The 17,190-nt window shown below is 73.8% G+C and carries 19 protein-coding genes; 12 read left to right on the forward strand and 7 right to left on the reverse strand.

The genetic code is table 11. The features are described 5' to 3' along the window. The first annotated feature begins 146 nt into the window (after positions 1-146). Positions 147-653: a MarR family winged helix-turn-helix transcriptional regulator gene (locus EJG53_RS06160; protein WP_031002500.1), complete on the forward strand. Its 507-nt coding sequence runs from the start codon at positions 147-149 to the stop codon at positions 651-653. A 243-nt stretch (positions 654-896) separates the two neighbouring features. After that, positions 897-1,631: a class I SAM-dependent methyltransferase gene (locus EJG53_RS06165; RefSeq protein ID WP_125043991.1), complete on the forward strand. Its 735-nt coding sequence runs from the start codon at positions 897-899 to the stop codon at positions 1,629-1,631. A 42-nt stretch (positions 1,632-1,673) separates the two neighbouring features. Here the strand turns inward: EJG53_RS06165 and EJG53_RS06170 are convergent, their stop codons facing one another. Beyond that, on the reverse strand, positions 1,674-2,816 hold the full coding sequence (locus EJG53_RS06170) for a WD40/YVTN/BNR-like repeat-containing protein (RefSeq protein WP_125049192.1): 1,143 nt from the start codon (positions 2,814-2,816) through the stop codon (positions 1,674-1,676). A 185-nt stretch (positions 2,817-3,001) separates the two neighbouring features. On the opposite strand from EJG53_RS06170, the gene EJG53_RS06175 reads away from it, so the two are divergent. Continuing rightward, positions 3,002-3,316 carry a GNAT family N-acetyltransferase gene (locus EJG53_RS06175; protein WP_125043992.1) on the forward strand — a complete coding sequence of 105 codons (315 nt, stop codon included), beginning with the start codon at positions 3,002-3,004 and terminating at the stop codon, positions 3,314-3,316. A gap of 13 nt (positions 3,317-3,329) precedes the next feature. Here EJG53_RS06175 and EJG53_RS41620 read toward each other — a convergent pair whose 3' ends face one another. Both EJG53_RS41620 and EJG53_RS06185 read right to left on the reverse strand, forming a co-directional pair. After that, positions 3,330-3,908 carry a hypothetical protein gene (locus EJG53_RS41620; protein WP_167515066.1) on the reverse strand — a complete coding sequence of 193 codons (579 nt, stop codon included), beginning with the start codon at positions 3,906-3,908 and terminating at the stop codon, positions 3,330-3,332. Further along, positions 3,836-4,816, reverse strand: coding sequence for a sigma factor (locus EJG53_RS06185; RefSeq protein ID WP_244955006.1), 981 nt, complete (start codon positions 4,814-4,816; stop codon positions 3,836-3,838). Before EJG53_RS06185 ends, EJG53_RS41620 begins: the two co-directional genes overlap by 73 nt. 277 nt (positions 4,817-5,093) lie before the next feature. On the opposite strand from EJG53_RS06185, the gene ssgD (EJG53_RS06190) reads away from it, so the two are divergent. Next, entirely contained in the window at positions 5,094-5,507 is a 414-nt protein-coding gene (gene ssgD / locus EJG53_RS06190) for a spore wall synthesis regulator SsgD (RefSeq protein WP_125043993.1), read from the forward strand. 49 nt (positions 5,508-5,556) lie between these two features. On the opposite strand, the gene EJG53_RS06195 is transcribed toward ssgD (EJG53_RS06190), so the two are convergent. Beyond that, a complete protein-coding gene (locus EJG53_RS06195) occupies positions 5,557-6,426 on the reverse strand; it encodes an IS5 family transposase (RefSeq protein ID WP_125043994.1) in 870 nt (289 codons plus the stop codon). Positions 6,427-6,890: 464 nt separating this feature from the next. On the opposite strand from EJG53_RS06195, the gene EJG53_RS06200 reads away from it, so the two are divergent. Further along, the gene (locus tag EJG53_RS06200; RefSeq protein WP_125043995.1) at positions 6,891-7,730 is read left to right on the forward strand and encodes an IS5 family transposase; all 840 of its coding nucleotides are present in this window, start codon (positions 6,891-6,893) and stop codon (positions 7,728-7,730) included. Positions 7,731-7,771: 41 nt separating this feature from the next. On the opposite strand, the gene EJG53_RS06205 is transcribed toward EJG53_RS06200, so the two are convergent. Then, positions 7,772-8,656 (reverse strand): isocitrate lyase/PEP mutase family protein, encoded by an 885-nt coding sequence (locus tag EJG53_RS06205; protein ID WP_125043996.1) that lies wholly within the window; start codon positions 8,654-8,656, stop codon positions 7,772-7,774. A gap of 145 nt (positions 8,657-8,801) precedes the next feature. Here EJG53_RS06205 and EJG53_RS06210 point away from each other — a divergent pair, with 145 nt between their 5' ends. Beyond that, positions 8,802-9,770 (forward strand): aldo/keto reductase, encoded by a 969-nt coding sequence (locus tag EJG53_RS06210; RefSeq protein ID WP_125043997.1) that lies wholly within the window; start codon positions 8,802-8,804, stop codon positions 9,768-9,770. 43 nt (positions 9,771-9,813) lie between these two features. Here EJG53_RS06210 and EJG53_RS06215 read toward each other — a convergent pair whose 3' ends face one another. After that, positions 9,814-10,425, reverse strand: coding sequence for a TetR/AcrR family transcriptional regulator (locus tag EJG53_RS06215; RefSeq protein WP_125043998.1), 612 nt, complete (start codon positions 10,423-10,425; stop codon positions 9,814-9,816). Between the two features lie 96 nt (positions 10,426-10,521). Here EJG53_RS06215 and EJG53_RS06220 point away from each other — a divergent pair, with 96 nt between their 5' ends. From EJG53_RS06220 to ssgD (EJG53_RS06230), 3 genes are all read left to right on the forward strand, one after another. Further along, positions 10,522-11,040 (forward strand): PH domain-containing protein, encoded by a 519-nt coding sequence (locus EJG53_RS06220; RefSeq protein ID WP_125043999.1) that lies wholly within the window; start codon positions 10,522-10,524, stop codon positions 11,038-11,040. Then, complete coding sequence (locus tag EJG53_RS06225) at positions 11,037-12,575, forward strand: PH domain-containing protein (protein ID WP_125044000.1); 1,539 nt, start codon at positions 11,037-11,039, stop codon at positions 12,573-12,575. Before EJG53_RS06220 ends, EJG53_RS06225 begins: the two co-directional genes overlap by 4 nt. 156 nt (positions 12,576-12,731) lie before the next feature. Beyond that, positions 12,732-13,139 (forward strand): spore wall synthesis regulator SsgD, encoded by a 408-nt coding sequence (ssgD, locus tag EJG53_RS06230; RefSeq protein WP_125044001.1) that lies wholly within the window; start codon positions 12,732-12,734, stop codon positions 13,137-13,139. A gap of 60 nt (positions 13,140-13,199) precedes the next feature. Here the strand turns inward: ssgD (EJG53_RS06230) and EJG53_RS06235 are convergent, their stop codons facing one another. Next, the gene (locus EJG53_RS06235) at positions 13,200-13,952 is read right to left on the reverse strand and encodes a polysaccharide deacetylase family protein (protein ID WP_125044002.1); all 753 of its coding nucleotides are present in this window, start codon (positions 13,950-13,952) and stop codon (positions 13,200-13,202) included. A gap of 193 nt (positions 13,953-14,145) precedes the next feature. Here EJG53_RS06235 and EJG53_RS06240 point away from each other — a divergent pair, with 193 nt between their 5' ends. From EJG53_RS06240 to EJG53_RS06250, 3 genes are read left to right on the forward strand one after another with little or no spacing between them, the layout of a single operon-like run. Continuing rightward, positions 14,146-14,853: a response regulator transcription factor gene (locus EJG53_RS06240; protein WP_125044003.1), complete on the forward strand. Its 708-nt coding sequence runs from the start codon at positions 14,146-14,148 to the stop codon at positions 14,851-14,853. After that, positions 14,850-16,499, forward strand: coding sequence for a sensor histidine kinase (locus EJG53_RS06245; RefSeq protein WP_174856370.1), 1,650 nt, complete (start codon positions 14,850-14,852; stop codon positions 16,497-16,499). The genes EJG53_RS06240 and EJG53_RS06245 overlap by 4 nt, the downstream gene beginning before the upstream one ends. Next, a complete protein-coding gene (locus EJG53_RS06250; RefSeq protein WP_125044004.1) occupies positions 16,496-17,092 on the forward strand; it encodes a GerMN domain-containing protein in 597 nt (198 codons plus the stop codon). Before EJG53_RS06245 ends, EJG53_RS06250 begins: the two co-directional genes overlap by 4 nt. Positions 17,093-17,190: the final 98 nt, after the last annotated feature.

Genomic DNA, 17,190 nt, shown 5'->3' on the forward strand with positions numbered 1-17,190 from the left:
CCCGCCCCGCCCTGCCGCCCGGAGCGGCACCAGGCAGAATTGGCCGGGCGCGGCGCGGCGCGGGGCCCGTACGGCGGTCCGCGGCCCGCCGTACGCGAATCAGGATGCCGACGGGGGCCGGGAGAGCCCGGGAAGTAGAGGTGCGCGTGACCGAGGACATCGTCGCGGGGGTGCTGCGGCAGTGGCAGCAGGTCCACCCGGGGCTGGACACCGGCCCGATGGCGGTGATCGGGCGCCTCAACCGCTGCTCCGCGCTGCTCCAGCAGGCCGCCGACGCGCCGCTGCGCCGGGAGGGCCTGACCCGTCCGGAGTTCGACATCCTCGGGACGCTGCGGCGGATGGACCGCGAGCTGACGCCGGGCCGGATCGCGCGCGAGACGTTCGCCTCCGGGGCCGCGGTCACCAAGCGGGTACGGCAGTTGGAGACCCGCGGGCTGGTCGCGCGGCGGCCCGACGAGCGGGACCGGCGGGTCTCGCACCTCTCGCTCACCGACGAGGGCCGTGCGGTCATCGACCGGCTGCTGCCCGAGCAACTGCGCTACGAGGCCGGTCTGCTGGAGGGCATCGACGGCAAGCGGCGGACCGAACTGTCCGAGGGGCTGGCCGAGTTGCTGGTCCTGCTGGAGGGGCGGCTCGGAAGCCTGCTGGACTGACGGCCGCGAGGGGCCGGAGGGGCGAGCGGGGCGCCGGCCGTGGTCCGCCGGCTCTCCTTCCGTACGCCGCTCCCCCTACGCCGTCTGGTCAGGGCGAGTGGCGCACCGGCCGTTCGCCCGGTGCCTCCCCGGGAACGCCCGCCGGCTGCGGAATGATGCGTTCCGCAGGCCGCGGGCCTCCCGGGGCCCGCCCGTCCACCGCCCACCCCGTCGCCCGGCGACCCGCATTCCGGAGGCAGCGACATGACTTCCCCCTTCGACGGTATGGCCGCGCTGCACGAGCGCAGCATCGACGAGCTGCCCTTCCGGCGGCACATCGAAATGCCCTCCGTCCTCGCCGCGGCGGACGGCGTCGAGGGGCGGCGGGTCCTGGACCTGGGCTGCGGCTCGGGGCACTACGCCCGTTTCTTCGCCCGGAACGGGGCGGCCCGGGTGCTCGGTGTCGACCGGTCGCCCGGGATGATCGCGCACGCCCGGCACCGGGAGGAGGTGGAGCCCCTCGGCGTGTCGTACCGCGTTCTCGACACGGCGACCACCGACGCCCTCGACGGGGCGTTCGACGTGACCGTGGCCGTCTACGCGCCGTCCTGCGCCCCCACCCCGGCGGCGCTGACCCGGCTGTGCGCCGCCGCCCGCGACACGCTCGCCCCGGGCGGCCGCTTCGTGGCCGTCACGCTCAATCCGGATCTCGCGACCGTCCCGCACTACTACCGGCCCTACGGCTTCGACCTCACCGTGGCCGACGCCCACCTGCGGGACGGCGACCCCGTCGGGCTGCACGGCCGGGCCGAGGAGGAGACGTTCCGGGTGACCGCCTACTACTGGTCCCGCGAGGCGCACGAACGGGCCCTGACGGAGGCCGGGTTCACCGGCATCGCCTGGCAACTGCCGCGCACCGCCGCCGAGGGCAGCGCGTCACTGTTCGCGCGCTACCTGGCGGCGCCGCACGTCGTGGCGGTGTCGGCGCGGGTGCCCTGAGGGCCGGGTACGACGGCCTCAGGGCGCCCGCCCGCCGCTACCTCACGGCTCCAGGCGGGCGACGCGCCCGTCCTCCCCCGCCGCCCAGCAGCCGAGGTCGGCGGAGCAGTCGACGGTGTCGTACGACTCGTCGTCGAAGGTGTGCCAGGACCGGCCGCCGTCGAGCGTGACGTCGCTGCCCGTCGGCCCGACGGCCAGGGCGACGCGCGTGGTGCGGGGGAACCAGGCCACACCGGACCGGTAGCGCTTCGGCGGCCGGGCGGCCGCCTGCCAGGACGCGCCGCCGTCCGCGCTCACCGCGGCGGCCTTGGGCGAGGGCCGGCCGGTCCGGTGGTCGCCGCCGACCGCGAGCCCGTGCGTACGGTCGCGGAAGGCCAGGCCGAAGACGCCGCGCGCCGGGTCGCCCGCCGGGACCGGCGTCTCGGAGACGGTCCAGCTCCGGCCGCGGTCCGGGGAGTACAGGACCCGGCTCTTCGCCGCGCCGCCGGTCGCGAACCACGCGTCGTACGCGCCGGAGCTGACCAGGCACTGGCCGCTGGCCGCGAAGGACGCCTCGCCGGGCTGGGCGGGCGGCATGCCGCGGGTGGGCAGCACCCGCCAGTTCCGGCCGCCGTCGGCGGTGGACAGGATGCGGTACGTGCCGTCGACGGGATCGGCGAGCGCGATGCCGTGGCTGCTGTCGAAGAACGTCATGCAGTCGTAGAAGGCGCGCGGGTCGGTGTTGCGGAAGCTCTCGGTCCAGGTGGCGCCGCCGTCGTCCGTACGGAAGACCCGGGACGCCGCGCCCTCGCCGGCCGACAGCACCACGGCGTGCCGCGCGTCGAACGCCTCGATGTCGCGGAACTCCAGCTTCCCGGCGCCCGGCGGCGAGACGTCCCGCCAGTGGTCACCGCCGTCGCGGGTGCGCAGCACGGTCCCGCCGGTGCCCGCGACCCAGGCGGTGCTGCGGCTGACGGCGGCCAGGCCGCGGAAGCGCGCGTGGCTGTCGCTGTCCTTCTCGTCCCAGCCGCCGCCCAGCACCCCGGACACCGTCAGCGGCCCCGCGGCGGGACGTGCGGCGGCGGACGGCTGTGCCGACACGGGAGCCGCGCCCGCGACGCCGATCACCGCGGCGCAGGCCACCGCCCACACTCCGCGCCCGCGTCTCCGGCGTCCCGGCTGTCCTTGCTGTCCCGGCTTCCCCATGACCCTCATGACGCTGGAAGCTAGCCCAGCCGGGACGCCCCGTCCAGACATTCCCGTACGAGCCTCCGTACGCGTCTCGCCTCGCGCCGGCCCGGTGCCGCTCCTACTGTGCTGAACAGGGGGTACGGAAGCGGCCGGGGGGCGAAGCGGGAGGAGACGGCGATGGACCGGCAGGAGATCCGCTCATGAACGCGCCGGCCCCGGTGACGGTGACCGACGACCGCGCCGCGAACCGCTACGAGGCCAGGATCGGCGGCGAAGTGGCGGGCGTGGCGGCCTATCTGCGCGCCGAGGGGCTGATCGCGCTCGTGCACACCGAGGTGGACCCGGTGTACGAGGGCAACGGCGTCGGTTCGGCGCTGACCCGGCACGCGCTGGACGCGGCACGGGCGGACGGGCTGCGGGTGCTGGCCGTGTGCCCGTTCGTCGCGGGCTGGATGGCGCGGCACCCCGAGTACGGCGACCTCGCCTACGAGAACCGCAGCACGGTCACGGACTGACGCCGCGGCGGCGTCAGCCGATACGGCAGATCCACACCCAGCCCCAGCCCCAGTGGCAGTGCTCGGGCGGGGTGGGGCCGGCGGTGGGGGTGGGCGTGAGCGTCGGGGTGGGCGAGACCGTCGGAGTCGGGGTGAGCGTGGGGGTGGGAGTCGGAGTGGGCGTGGGCCGTGCCGTGGGACTGCCGGTCGGTGCGGGCGTGGGGGTCGCGGTCGGTCCGGACGCCGTCGGGTCCGGAGCGGGGCTCGTCGCCGATCTCGTGGGGGACGGCGTGAGTGCGGGTGAGCTTGACGGCGAGGCGGCCGGTCCGCCCGCACGGGGCGCCGACGCCGCACTCGCCGTGCCACGGGCCGCCGGTGCCGACGGTGCGGCCGGAACGCCGGTGGGTACGGACGTCGCCGACCGCTCCTCGGTGGCCTCGGGCACCGCCCGGCCCGCGCCGTCGCCCGGTCGCGTGCCGCCCCCGGCCCCGTCCGGCGCCGCCGCCGTCCGCTCGGCCGTCGGCGCCGCTTCGCCGCCGGTCAGCGCGATGCCCGCGGCGACCGCCACCCCGGCGACCACCGCGACGCCGACACCCGCGACGGTGGCGGCCACCGGCCCGGCCTGCCCGATCTGCCCGCGTAGCAGATGCCGTACGGATTTCTGTACGGCGGTGAGCGCCTTCTGCACGGACGCGGCCGTACCGCTCCCGGCCGCGTGGGCGCCCCGGCCGCGGCGGCCCCGGCCCCCGCGAGCGGCAGCAGGAACTTCGCCGAACCGCCCGCCAGGAACACCAGCAGCGCGGGGCCGGTGAGCGCGGGCAGCCGGTCGTTGGCCCGGGTGAGCAGTGCCATGCGGGCCCGGCAGTCGGGGCAGTCCGCGAGGTGGCCGGTGACCCCGTCGGCCTGTTTCGCGGTGGCCTCGCCCCGTACGTACGCGGGCATCCGCTGCCAGTGCACCTCGCACGCCGGGTCGTCCGGGGTGCCGGGCACCGAGCCGAGGAACGCCTGCCGCATGCCCTCCCGGGCCCGGTGCAGCAGCACGGCCGTCGCGCCCTTGCCCGCCCCGATCGCCTTGCCGACCGCCTCCAGCGGCTGGTCCTCGGCCTCCGCCAGCCACAGCGCCGTCACCCAGCGCTGCGGGAGCCGTCCCATGACGCGGGCGAGCAGATCGACGTAGGCGACGCGCTGCGCCGGGTCGGCGTGCTCGGCCGCCGGACCGGTGCCGGGCCACGCCTGGCCGTCCTCGGGGTCCTGCGGTATCTCCCGGGCGTTGGCCGCGCCGACGGCCGAGGCGAGGTGGCGGATCGTGGTACGGAGGTAGGCCGGGACGTTGTCGATGCGGTGCCCGGACCGGATGCGGCGCCAGACCCGGAAGTGCGCCTCGGCGACGAGGTCCTCGGCGAGCCAGGCGCTGGTGGTCAGCGACCGTGCGTAGGCGACCAGGCGCGGGTGCTCGCGCTCGTAGAGCCGGGTGTAGTCGTCCGCCGTCGACGCCGGGGACCCTGCGGATGCTTCGGACATGAACGGCCAACCCCTGACGTGTCACCCCCCAGCGCCGGAGCTGCGCCGCGCCTCCGGCCGGGCGCCCCGGTCCGGTCACAGGCTCTCGTGCGCGGGCAGACCCATTCCGGTTCTGACGGCCTTGCTTGGATTGCGCAAGCGTAAGGAGCACATATCGCCGCGATCAAAGTTCGTGACGTACCTCACGCGGCGATTCGGTGCACTGGCGTAATACGCGGCGCGTCTTACGGGTCGTAGAGGCACAGACCCGTCCGCACGAGCACCCAGGGAGCCGGCGATGCCCCACGCCATCGACCAAGCCGTACACGCCCGACTGATCGCGACCGTGCCCCGGTCGCGGAAGGTCCCCGCCCGGCTGCGCTACGACAGCGAGGACCCGCTGGCGGTGCACGTCGTCTTCCCGCCGGTGGCGTCGCTGGACGGCGCGGAGGTCGGGTGGACCTTCGCGCGCGACCTGCTGGCGGACGGCCTGCGGGAGCCGTCCGGCCAGGGTGACGTGCACATCTGGCCGTGCGGCCCGGACCACACGATGCTGGAGTTCCACACCGCCGACGGCCTGGCCATGGTGCAGTTCCCGGCCCGTGACTTGCGCCGGTTCCTGATGCGGTCGTACGGCGCGGTGCCCATGGGCGCCGAGGCCCGCCACCTCGACGTCGAGGGCGACCTCGCGGCCCTGCTGCGCGAGGCGTAGGCCGCCGGGTGCGGCCGTCCTGCCTCAGAGGTCGTTTTCTCCCGTTGTTTCATCCCGTGATGCGTGTTTGATCCGGTGATGTCGGGGTGCGCCAGGAGATGGTGTTCTCGCCGGTGAGGCGGCGGGCCATGAGGTCGGTCATGGCCAGGTGGATCAGGGCTTCGGAGCGGGCCGGGAGGGTGTCGCAGTCGCGGACCAGGCGGCGGTGCAGCATCAGCCAGCCGTAGGTGCGCTCGACCGTCCACCGCTTCGGGAACGGGGTGAATGCCCTGGTCCCGGGGGTGCGTTCGACGGTTTCCATATCGATGCCGAGGGCGGCGGCGTGCTCGACGAGGTACTTGCGGTGGCCGCCGTCGACCCAGACCTTGCGCAGGCGCGGGTGGTCGGCGGCGACCTGGTCGAGCAGCTGAGTGCCGGCGGTGGAGTCCTGGACGCCGGCCGCGGTGACCAGCACCGCGAACAGGAGGCCGAGCGTGTCGGTGATGATGCTCCGCTTGCGGCCCACGATCTTCTTGCCCGCGTCCGTGCCCTGGCTCCCGGCGGGGACGCTGGCGGCGCTCTTGACGCTCTGCGCGTCGATCACGCCGGCCGATGGTTCCGCGTTCCGGCCCTGCTGCTGGCGTACCAGGTCCCGCAGCAGGCCGTTGAGCTGGGCGAAGACGCCGTCCTTCTGCCACTTGGCGAAGTAGCCGTAGATCGTTTCCCAGGGTGGGAAGTCGTGGGGCAGGTAGCGCCACTGCACGCCGGCGCGGTCGACGTACAGGATCGCGTTCATGATCTCGCGCAGGCCGTGTTCGGGCGGTCGCCCGATGTCCAGGGCCCGGGCGCGGCGCTCGAAGCGCCAGGCTGCCAGGACAGGCTCGATCAGCTTCCAGCGGGCATCGGACAGATCACTCGGGCAGGGGCGTCGTGCGCTCATGACTGGGCCGTACCGCCGGTGCGGGCGCGCGCCCAGGCGCGCGTCCGCCCCTGTGGCAGCGCGGCCGCGGAACGGGCGTCCTGGGATGAGACAGGCGCAAGCCGCCTCGCCCCCCAGGCGTCCCCCCCTCCGGCTCCCAGGAACCAACCGCGCCTCAGATCCCATCAGCACCACGTTCTCGCAGTTCACAAAAACGTTCCTATTGCCATGAAACAGGAAAAAACAACCTCTCAGAAGTCGTTTTCCTCTGTAGTGCGGTGTTATCCCTGGTTTTGTGTCCACTGCTGAGCTGGTTCTGGTGAGTCTGTAGTGAAAGTCAGGGCCGGCGAGGCGGACGGTGTGGTGTCTGGGGCGAGAGCCTGCTTCCGCCTGTCTCATTCCAGGACGCCCGCTTCTGTTCCGTGCTTCCACGCGGCCGGACATGCGCCTGGGCGCACGCCCCCGACCGGCGGTACGTCCAGGTCATGACCAGCCGTCGCCCCTATCCAAGTGACCTGTCCGATGCCCGCTGGGAGCTGATCGAACCCGTGCTCACCGCCTGGCAGGCCCGGCGCCGCCAAGGCGCCCTGGGCTTCGGCCGCCCGCCCGAGCACGACCTGCGCCGCCTCATGGACGCGATCCTCTACGTCGACCGCACCGGCGTCCCCTGGCGCTACCTGCCCCACGACTTCCCGCCCAACCAGACCGTCTACGGCTACTTCGCCCAGTGGCAACGGGACGGCGTCTTCACCCAGCTCACCGGCCTGCTGCGGCGCCTGGTCCGCGAGGCCGAGGGCCGCGGCGCCGAGCCGTCCGCGTGCGTGCTGGACTCCCAGACCGTCAAGACCTCCGCCAACGTTCCCCGCGCCGGCCAGGGCGCCGACGCCGGCAAGCGGATCATCGGCCGCAAGCGCCACCTCGGCTGCGACACCCTGGGCCTGCTGCTGACCGTCCTGGTCACCGCCGCCAGCGTGTCCGACACCGCGGCCGGCACCACCCTACTGACCCGCATCGCCGCGGCCCACCCGCGCGTGACCAAGGCCTGGGTGGACGCCGGCTACCGCACCCGCGCCATCGACCACGGCGCCCGGCTCGGCATCGATGTCCAGCCCGTCACCCGCCCGCCGGGCCGCCGCGGCTTCGTGCTCATTCCGCAGCGCTGGACCATCGAGCGCAGCATCGGCTGGCTCATGCACCACCGCAGACTCGCCCGCGACTACGAAACCCACCCGCACCGCTCCGAGGCCCTGATCCAGCTCGCGGTGATCGACCTCATGACCCGCCGCCTCACCGGCGAAACCACCCCCAACTGGCGCGGAACCTGACCCCCCGGAACCAGACACCCACCACAGGACCAAACGCTCAGTCAGTCGCGCCCCAGCAGGGTGTTCAGCTCGCCGTAGGCGAGACCGTCCGCCAGCGTGCCGTACGTGCCGGTGGTCAGCAGTTCGCGGGCCGCGGCGCGCACCAGCGCATGTGCGGCCTGCGCGATGCCCGAGCCGACACTGACCCGGGCGGCGCCCAGCGCGCCGAGTTCGGCGACGGTCGGCGCGTCGGGGCCCGCCATCACGTTCAACGGGAGGGTGATGCCCGCGGCCAGCTCCCGTACGGTCGCGGGGTCCACGACTCCCGGCACGAAGACGCCGTCCGCTCCTGCCTCTGCATAGACGGCTGCCCGCTCCAGCGTCTCCTTGAGCCGCGCCTCCTCGTTCTCACCTGCCTCCGACAGGTACGTGTCGATCCGGGCGTTGAGGAACAGCGGCACGCCGGCCCCGTCGGCCGCCCGGCGCGCGGCGGCGATCCGGGCCGCCTGCTCCCGCGCGGGCCGCAGCGGGGCGGGTCCGCCGTGCGTGGCGTCCTCGATGTTGACGCCCGCCGCGCCTGCCGCGACGACTCCGCGCACCGTTTCGGCCACGTCCTCGGGCCGGTCCCCGTAGCCGCTCTCGATGTCCGCGGTGACGGGCACCGCGACGGCGGCGACGATCCGTGCGATCAGGTCCAGGGCCCGTTCGCGGCCGAGCCGGTCACCGTCCGGCGCGCCCAGTCCCCAGGCGACGCCCGCGCTGGTGGTGGCGACGGCCCGCGCGCCCGCCGCTTCGACGAGGCGGGCACTCGCGAGGTCCCAGGCGTTGGGCAGCACCAGCGGGGCGCCGTGCCGCCGGGCGTCGTCGTGCAGGGCGCGAAAGGCACGTGCCCGGTCCGCGACGGCGGCGGTTGGGGCCGGGACGGGCGAAGCGGTCGAGGTGTCCATGGGCCACAGTCCAACAGGAGCGGGGACGCGCTTCCGGCGGATTTCCGACGTGTACGCCGTCCCGCCTCCCGCTTGACTTCGAGTGCGCTTCAACAGGAAGAGTGACCGGCGAAACGATCCCGCACTCATCCCGAGGAGCCCCGTCATGCGCACCACCACGCTCGGCAGCACCGGACCCGAGGTCGGCGTCATCGGCCTCGGCTGCATGGGCATGACGCATGCCTACGACCCGGCCGGCCGCGACGAGGCGACCTCCGTCGACGTGCTCCGGCAGGCGGTCGACCTCGGGTCGACGCTCATCGACACCGCCGACGTCTACGGCCCGTACACCAACGAGGAGCTGGTGGGCCGGGCGCTGGCGGGCGGGTACCGGGAGCGGGTGGTGCTGGCCACGAAGGTCGGGCTGGAGATGTCCCCGGACAAGCCGGGTGATCACACCGCGCTGGTGCGCAACGGCCGCCCCGAGCACATCCGCCGCTCCATCGACGCGAGCCTGCGCCGCCTCGGCACCGACTACGTGGACCTCTACCAGTTGCACCGGGTGGACCCGGAGGTGCCGGTCGAGGAGAGCTGGGGCGCGCTGGCCGAGGCCGTCCAGGCGGGCAAGGCCCGGCACATCGGTCTGTCGGAGCCGACCGTCGAGGAGATCCGGCGCGCGCAGGCCGTGCACCCGGTCGCCTCCGTGCAGTCCGAACTGTCGCTGTGGACCCGCGAGGCGCTGGACGAGGTCGTGCCGTACTGCGAGGCGCAGGGCATCGCCTTCCTGCCGTTCTCGCCGCTCGGCCGCGGCTTCCTGACCGGCGGCATCACCTCCTTCGACGAGCTGCCGCAGGACGACTTCCGCCGCCGCCTGCCGCGCTTCCAGCAGGACGCGCTGAAGGCCAACCTGGAGCTGGTGGGCAAGGTCCGCGCCATCGCCGGGCAGCACGGCGCCTCCCCCGCGCAGGTCGCCCTCGCGTGGGTGCTCGCCCAGGGGCGGTACGTCGTCCCGATCCCCGGCACCAAGACCCCGAAGTACCTGGTGGACAACGTCGGCGCGGCGGACCTCGCCCTGCCGCCCGCCGCCCTGGCGGAGCTGGACGCCCTGCCGGCGGCCGAGGGCACCCGCTACTGAGATCGCCCCGGCGTCGCCCCGCCCCGCGTCCACGCCCCCGGTGTCAGCCCGCCGCCGGCCCGTCGAAGAGCTGGTCCAGCCGCATGTCCAGGAGCTGGACGGCCTTCTCGGGGGTGTGGACGTCCAGCAGGATGTACGTCGAGAGTCCGTCGACCAGGCTGATCAGCACCATCGCCTCGTCGTCGGCGTCCCGCCCCGGGCGTACCTCGCCGCGTTCCGTCGCCGTCCGAAGCTGGTCGGCGAAGAAGGAGCGCAGTCGGGGGATGCCTTCGCGGGCGTCGGTGCGCAGCGACGGGTCGTGGACGGCCCGGTGGAAGTGGGCCACGCCCACGAGGAAGCCGATGCGGCTCTGCTCGTCCAGGGGGAGCATCCCCGTCAGGCAGGCGCGCAGGATGTCGCGCGGGGTGGGCTCGCCGTCCAGCGCTTCGATGCGGGCGCGGATGCGCTCCTGGGCGAGGCTCTCGATGTGCCGGAGCGCGAAGACGAGCATCTCGTCCTTGGTGCGGAAGTAGTGCTGGAGCCGCCCGAGGGAAATGCCCGCCTCGGCGGCGACGTCCCGCAGGCTCGCGCCCTCCAGGCCCCGGGCGCTCGCGATCCGCCACAGCGCCTGGGAGATCTCCCGGCGCCGCGCTTCGTGGTCCACCTTCTTCGGCACGTGACCGTGGCCTCGCCTTCTTTTTACAAGTCGCTCGTACCGTTATAACGTACCGCTACTCAATACGATCGACTTGCCAAAGAACGGGGAACCCTCATGTCCGCACCCGCCACTCCCCTGCTGCGGCCGCCCCGCAACCGGGTCGATCCCCGCGCCCGCCGCTGGTGGACCGTCCAGGCGCTGCTGACGGTCAGCGGTCCGGCGCTGCTCACCGCGCTCGCCCTGGCGGTCTGCTCGGTGCTGTTCTTCCCCGGCGCCCTGCCCTGGCTCGCGCCGCTCCTGCTCGTCGCACTGGTCCTGCCGGCGCTCGGCTACCTGCTGGTCATGCCGCGGTGGCGGTACTCCGTGCACGCCTGGGAGCTGGGCGGCCGCGCGGTGTACGCGGCGAGCGGCTGGTTCTGGCAGAAGCGGCGGATCGCGCCGCTGTCGCGGGTGCAGACCGTGGACACCGTGCGCGGCCCGGTGCAGCAGCGGTTCGGACTCGCGACGGTCACCGTCACCACCGCCTCCACCGCGGGTGACGTGAAGATAGCCGGGCTGTCCGACGCGGACGCCGAGGAGCTGGCGCGGCGCATCGGCGAGGCCGCCCAGGCCGTGCCGGGTGATGCCGCATGACCACCGCCACGCCTCCCGTCACCGGCGCGCCTCCCCGGTGGCACCGGCCGGCCCGGCGCACCCTCCTGGCGCACTGCGGCTGGCTGGCCGCCCCGCTCGGCTCGTTCGCGCTGACCGCGCTGGCCACCGGCGGCCGGATCGGGACCGGCGCCTGGATCACCCTGGCGTCCGTCGCGGTCAGCTTCGCGGTCCTCACCGTGATCGGGTGGGTCCGCTGGGCCCGTACGGACTACCGGGTCACCCACGACTCCTTCGAGGTGCGCAGCGGGGTGCTGACCCGGCGGCTGAAGTCCGTGCCGCTGCACCGCATCCGTACGGTCGATCTGACGGCCTCACCGCTGCACCGGCTGCTCGGCGTCACCGTCCTGCGGGCCGGCACCGCGGGCTCGGCGGACGGCGGCGGCGAACTCTCGCTGGAGGCGCTGACGGCGGCCGACGCGGAGCGGCTGCGGACCGTACTGCTCGCCCGCGCCGACGTCCGGGCCACCGACGAGGACCCGGTCGTCTCCCGTATCAACTGGCGCTGGCTGCGCTACGCGCCGCTCACCTTCTGGGTGATCGGCGGGGTCTTCGCCGCGGCCGGCGGCGTCTACCGCGTCCTGGACGGCGCCGGTATCGAGCCGTGGAAGCTGGGCGTCGTGCGCGACGCGTTCGACGAGTTCGGCGCCCGCGCGCTCTGGGTGACGATTCCGCTCGCACTGCTGGCCGTCGTCGCCCTCGGTACGGTCGGCGCGCTCGCCCTCTACGTCGAGGGCTGGTGGAAGTTCCGTCTCGAATGGACCGACGCGCGCACGCTGCGGGTGCACCGCGGCCTGCTCACCACCCGGTCGGTGACCATCGAGCGGGCCCGGCTGCGTGGCGTGATCCTGCGCGAGCCGCTGCTGCTGCGGGCGGGAGGCGGCGCCACCGTCCGCGCGGTCGCGGGCGGCCTGGGCAACAAGGAGGAGAACCGTAAGCGCAGTGTGATCCTGCCGCCCGCACCGCGTGCCGAGGCCGTCCGCACCGCGTCGGGGACGCTGCGCGACGGGTTCCCCGACGCCGGTCTCCGCGGACACCCTCGGGCGGCCCTGCGCCGCCGACGGACGCGCGGGCTGCTCCTCGTGACGCTGCCGGGGACCCTCGTTCTCGCGGCCCTGGGCGCTCTCCTGACTCCCGTACTGCTGCACTGCGCCTGGTTGTTCGCGCTGGTGTCGGTGCCGGTGGTGCTGTGGCTGGCCCGGGACGCGTACCGCAGCCTGGGGCACGGGACCGACGATCGGTATCTGGTCACGCGTTCCGGCACGTTCAGCCGGGACACCGTGGCGCTCCAGCGCGAGGCGGTCGCGGCCTGGACGTTCTCCAGTACGCCGTTCAGCCGCCGGGCCGGTCTGGTCACTCTCACCGCCGCGGTCGCCGCGGGTGAGGACGGTTACCACATACGCGACATTCCGGCGGACGACGCTCCGGCTCTTGCGGCGGCCGCGGCACCCGGAATCCTGGAGGAGTTCCTGACGTACGGCCCCGCGAAGTCCCGCGCCCACCGGCGCCGGAGGTGACCACAAACCCTTGCCAACCCACGCGTTGCCCACCAACCATGACGACCTGGACATGACATAAATCACACCCCTGTCACGTGCACGGCTCGGGCGGGCACACCGTCCTACACGGTGTAAGCCACGTCCCGACCCGACATCCGCAAGGGAGCAGCCGCGGTGCAGAGTGTCATCGACCAAGCCGTCCAGGTACGTCTCATCGCGACCGCGCCCGGCTCCCGGACCGTGCCCGCGGTGCTGCACTACCACCCGGCCGACCCCCTCGCCGTGCGGATCACCTTCCCGCCGGAGATCTCCCTGGACGGCGCCGCGGTCGACTGGGCCTTCGCCCGTGAACTCCTCGCCGACGGTCTGGAGTCCCCGGCGGGCACCGGAGACGTACGGGTGCGCCCGGTGGGCCGGGGCCGCACGGTGCTGGAGTTCCACGTCGAGGACGGCGTCGCGATGGTGCAGGTCGACGCCGCCGACCTGCGCCGCTTCCTGGACCGTACGTACCAGGCCGTGCCCGCGGGCCGGGAACTCCTCGACGTGGACCGGGGCCTCGCGGAGCTGCTCGGCGACGTGTGAGGAGCGGCGCCCGGACCCCGGCTCCGCACCCGGGGCCCCGCCGCCGCTCCCCGCCCCGCGTCAGCGCTTCGGGAACCCGAATCCGTACCCCTGCTGCTTCATCCACGGCAGCAGCCGGTCCATCGCCGCCACCGTCTGGCTTCGGTCGCCGCCGCCGTCGTGGAAGAGGACGGTCGGTCCGTTGCGCAGCTCCTTGCGCACCGTGCGCACGATCACGTCGGTGCCCGGCCGCTCGAAGTCCTTGCTGTCCACGTTCCAGCCGAGCGGGCGCATCCCCCGCTCCGCCGCCAGCTTCCTGCTGTACGGGGTGAACGCGCCGCCCGGCGCCCGGTAGTAGTCGACCCGCGGGCCGCCGGCCGCCTTCTCGATCATCTGCTGGGCGTCGGCTATCTGCTTCGACTGGTACGCCTCGGGCTGGTGGTCCATGCCGGTGTTGTGGCTGATGGTGTGGTCGCAGAGCCTGTGGCCGGCCGCCACCACCTGCTTGACCAGGTCCGGGTGGGCCGCGGCCTGCGGGCCGATCATGCAGAAGGTGGCCTTGACGTCGTACTTCTTGAGCGTGGCCAGCACCTTGGGGGTCCAGACCGGGTCCGGGCCGTCGTCGATGGTGATGTTGAGGCTCTTGCCGGGCCGGTCGGAGGCGTGCACGATGCTCGGGTCCACCGGGGCGGGCTTGGCCTGTTCGGTGGTGCCCGCGTGCGCCTCGGAGGTGGCGCCGGACTGCCCGAAGGTCAGATAGCCGGCCACCCCGAGCGACGCCACCGCCACCGCGGTTCCCCCGATGATGCCGCTCCGCCTGACGTGCCGTGCCATTGCGAATCCCGTCCCTCACTGCCGTCGTGCGCGGGCCACCGCGGTCCCGGGTACGGACGCCTCCGTGGGCGCCGTACGCTTCCCCCTGCGGTGTGCTCGCGCGTTCACTGCCTTGCATGAGGACAGATGCGAAGAATTGCGGTCAGGATCCGCCTGTTACCGATCCATCATGAAACTTATTGATACTGGTGCCATGCCCCGAGTACTTCTGATCGAGGACGACGCCGCCGTGCGCGACGGAGTCACCCTCGCGCTCCGCCGGCGCGGCCACGAGGTGGCGGCCGCGGCCAGCGGCGAGGACGGCCTGGACCTCCTGCCCGCCTTCCGCCCCGACATCGTGCTGCTGGACCTGATGCTCCCGGGCAAGGACGGCTTCGAGGTCTGCCGGCGCATCCGCGCCGACCGCCAGCTTCCGATCATCATGCTCACCGCCCGCGGCGACGACCTCGACGTGGTCCTCGGCCTGGAGGCGGGCGCCGACGACTACATCGTCAAGCCCGCGCGCGGCGAAGTACTGGAGGCCCGCATCCGTGCGGTGCTGCGGCGCACCGCGCTGCCCGCCGACGGGGACACCGGCCCCGCCGAGCCGGGCCCGGCCCCCGTGGAGACCTACGGCGAACTGACTGTCGACCGGGCCGGACTCGTCGTCTCCAAGGGCGGCACCGACCTCCCGCTGGCCCCGTCCGAGATGAAGCTGCTGCTGTTCCTGTCGGCGACCCCCGGCCAGGTCTTCAGCCGCCAGCAGTTGCTGGAGCACGTCTGGGAGCACAGCTACCACGGCGACGCGCGCCTGGTGGACGCGTGCGTGATGCGGCTGCGTACGAAGATCGAGGACACCCCGCGCTCCCCCCGGTACGTCCAGACCGTCCGCGGCTTCGGCTACCGTTTCGGCCCCCTGTGAAGCGTCCCCGGTCCGCCGGCCGCCCGCGGCGCGGCACGCTGACCCGCTCCCTGCCGCGCGGCCTGCGGGCCCGGCTCGTCGTCGCGTTCCTGCTGGTCGCCGCCGTCAGCGCGCTCACCACCGCGGCGCTGACCTACCGCGAGGCCCGCAACGCCATCCTCCAGCGCTCGCAGGACACCGCGATCAAGGACCTGCGGGGGCAGGTCAACTCGCTGGCGCCGGACCTCGCCGTACCGCCGACCCGTGCGGACGTCGACGAGTTCAGCCGGCAGCTCGACCGCTCCGGCAAGGCCCGGGACTGGGACGTCTACGTCCAGTACAAGGGCCTCGCGGAGAACGACCGGAGCCAGTTGCGCAACCCCGTCATCGTCCCCGCCGAGCTGCGCGAGTCCGTCGAGACCCGGCATGTGACGGCGTTCCAGCGGGTGGACCGGGACGGCGAGCCCTGGCTGCTGATCGGCATGCCGGTGATGCAGTCGCAGACCGAGACCCGTACGGCGTCCCCGCTGTCCGTCTACGCCCAGCTCCCGCTGCGCGCGGAAGAGGCCAACGTCGAGGCGCTGGTGAGCGCCGCGCAGCGGGGCGCCCTGCCGGTGCTCGGGCTGGCCGTGGTCCCGGCGCTGCTCGCGGCGCGCGGGGTGCTGCGGCCGGTGCGCGGGCTGCGGCAGGCCGCCGGGCGGATCGCCGAGGGCAAGCTGGAGACCCGGCTGGAGGTCAAGGGCGCCGACGAGCTGGCCGACCTGTCCCGTACGTTCAACGACATGGCCGCCAAGCTGGAGGAGAGCGTCGCCGACCTGCGCCGGATGGAGGCCAACGCGCGGCGGTTCGCGGCCGACGTCTCGCACGAGCTGCGCACGCCGCTCGCCGCGATGACCGCCGTCACCGACGTGCTGGACGAGGACGCCGACGCCCTCGACCCCGATACCGCCTCCGCCGTCCGGCTGATCAGCCAGGAGACCGGCAAGCTGGCCCGGATGGTGGAGGACCTCATGGAGGTCTCGCGGTTCGACGCCGGGGCCGCCGCGCTGCACCTGGACGAGGTGGACGTCGCCGAGACGATCCGCAAGACGCTCCAGGCCCGGGCCTGGCAGGGCCGGGTGTGCACCGAGCTGCCGGACGGCGTACGGGCGCGCCTGGACCCGCGGCGGCTGGACGTCGTGGTGGCCAACCTGGTCGGCAACGCGCTGCACCACGGCGGGGAGCCGGTACGGGTGCTGCTGCGGGCGCCGGAGCCGGGCGACGGCCGGCTGGTGATCCGGATCGTGGACAGCGGCCCCGGCATCGACCCCGAGGTGCTCCCGCACGTCTTCGACCGCTTCTACAAGGCGGACTCGGCGCGCGCCCGTTCCGAGGGCAGCGGGCTGGGCCTGGCGATCGCCATGGAGAACGTACGGCTGCACGGCGGGACCATGCGGGCCGCCAACTGTCCCGACGGCGGCGCGGTGTTCACCGTGGAACTGCCGCTGCCCGAGCAGGAGACGGGCACCGCCGCCGGCCCCCCGGAGGCGGCCGGGGAAACCGGCCGGGCACCTGCGGACGAGAACGGCCCCGCCGATACGGACGGCGGTCAGGACACGGCGGGCGGCGGTGACCACCCGGCGAAGAGCCAGGCGGCCGCACCGGCCGGGAAGGCGGACCAGACGTGAGCGTGCCGAACTCCGCGCGGACCCGGCTGACCCGGCGGATCACGCTGGGCGGACTGCTGGCGGGCGTACTGGGTGCCCTGTCGGCCACCGCCCTCACCGGCTGCGGCATCGCGCCGACCGGAGTGATCGACGCGGGCGAGCCGGCCCACGGCCTCAAGGCGCCGGGCAAACCCGCGCCCGACGTCCAGCTCTACTTCCTCGGCCCGACCGGCCTGCGCCCCGCGAGCCGTCCGGCGACCGCGCCGGTCGGCCCCGAGGAGGCGATCAACCTGCTGCTGAAGGGCCCCAACGACGCCGAGCGGCAGCGCGGCCTCACCAACGTGCTGCCCGTGCTCCCGGGCCGGGTCACCGCGGAGACCGAGGACGGCAAGGTCACCGTCCACGTGCCCATGAACGCCAAGCGGCTCGACACCCCCTCCATGAGCCAGTTGGTGTGCACCGCCGCCAACGCCTCCGTCCCCGGCGCCCGCAGCCCTTCGGAGGTCCTGGTGACCCTGGTGGGCAGCAATGTACGGGTCGGACCGATGGTGTGCGGCGGCACCAACGCCTTCCCGTTCATCCAGCCCAGCCCGTCCAGCACGCTGCCGGACTGACGCCCACCCGGGCCGTCCTGACGCCCGTTCCCGCTTGCCCTACGATCGTTACCGGCAAGTAGGGGCACGGGACGGGACGTCGGGGCTTCGGGAGGGAC

The sequence above is a fragment of the Streptomyces chrestomyceticus JCM 4735 genome (genome assembly GCF_003865135.1).
Classification (GTDB): Bacteria; Actinomycetota; Actinomycetes; order Streptomycetales; family Streptomycetaceae; genus Streptomyces; species Streptomyces chrestomyceticus.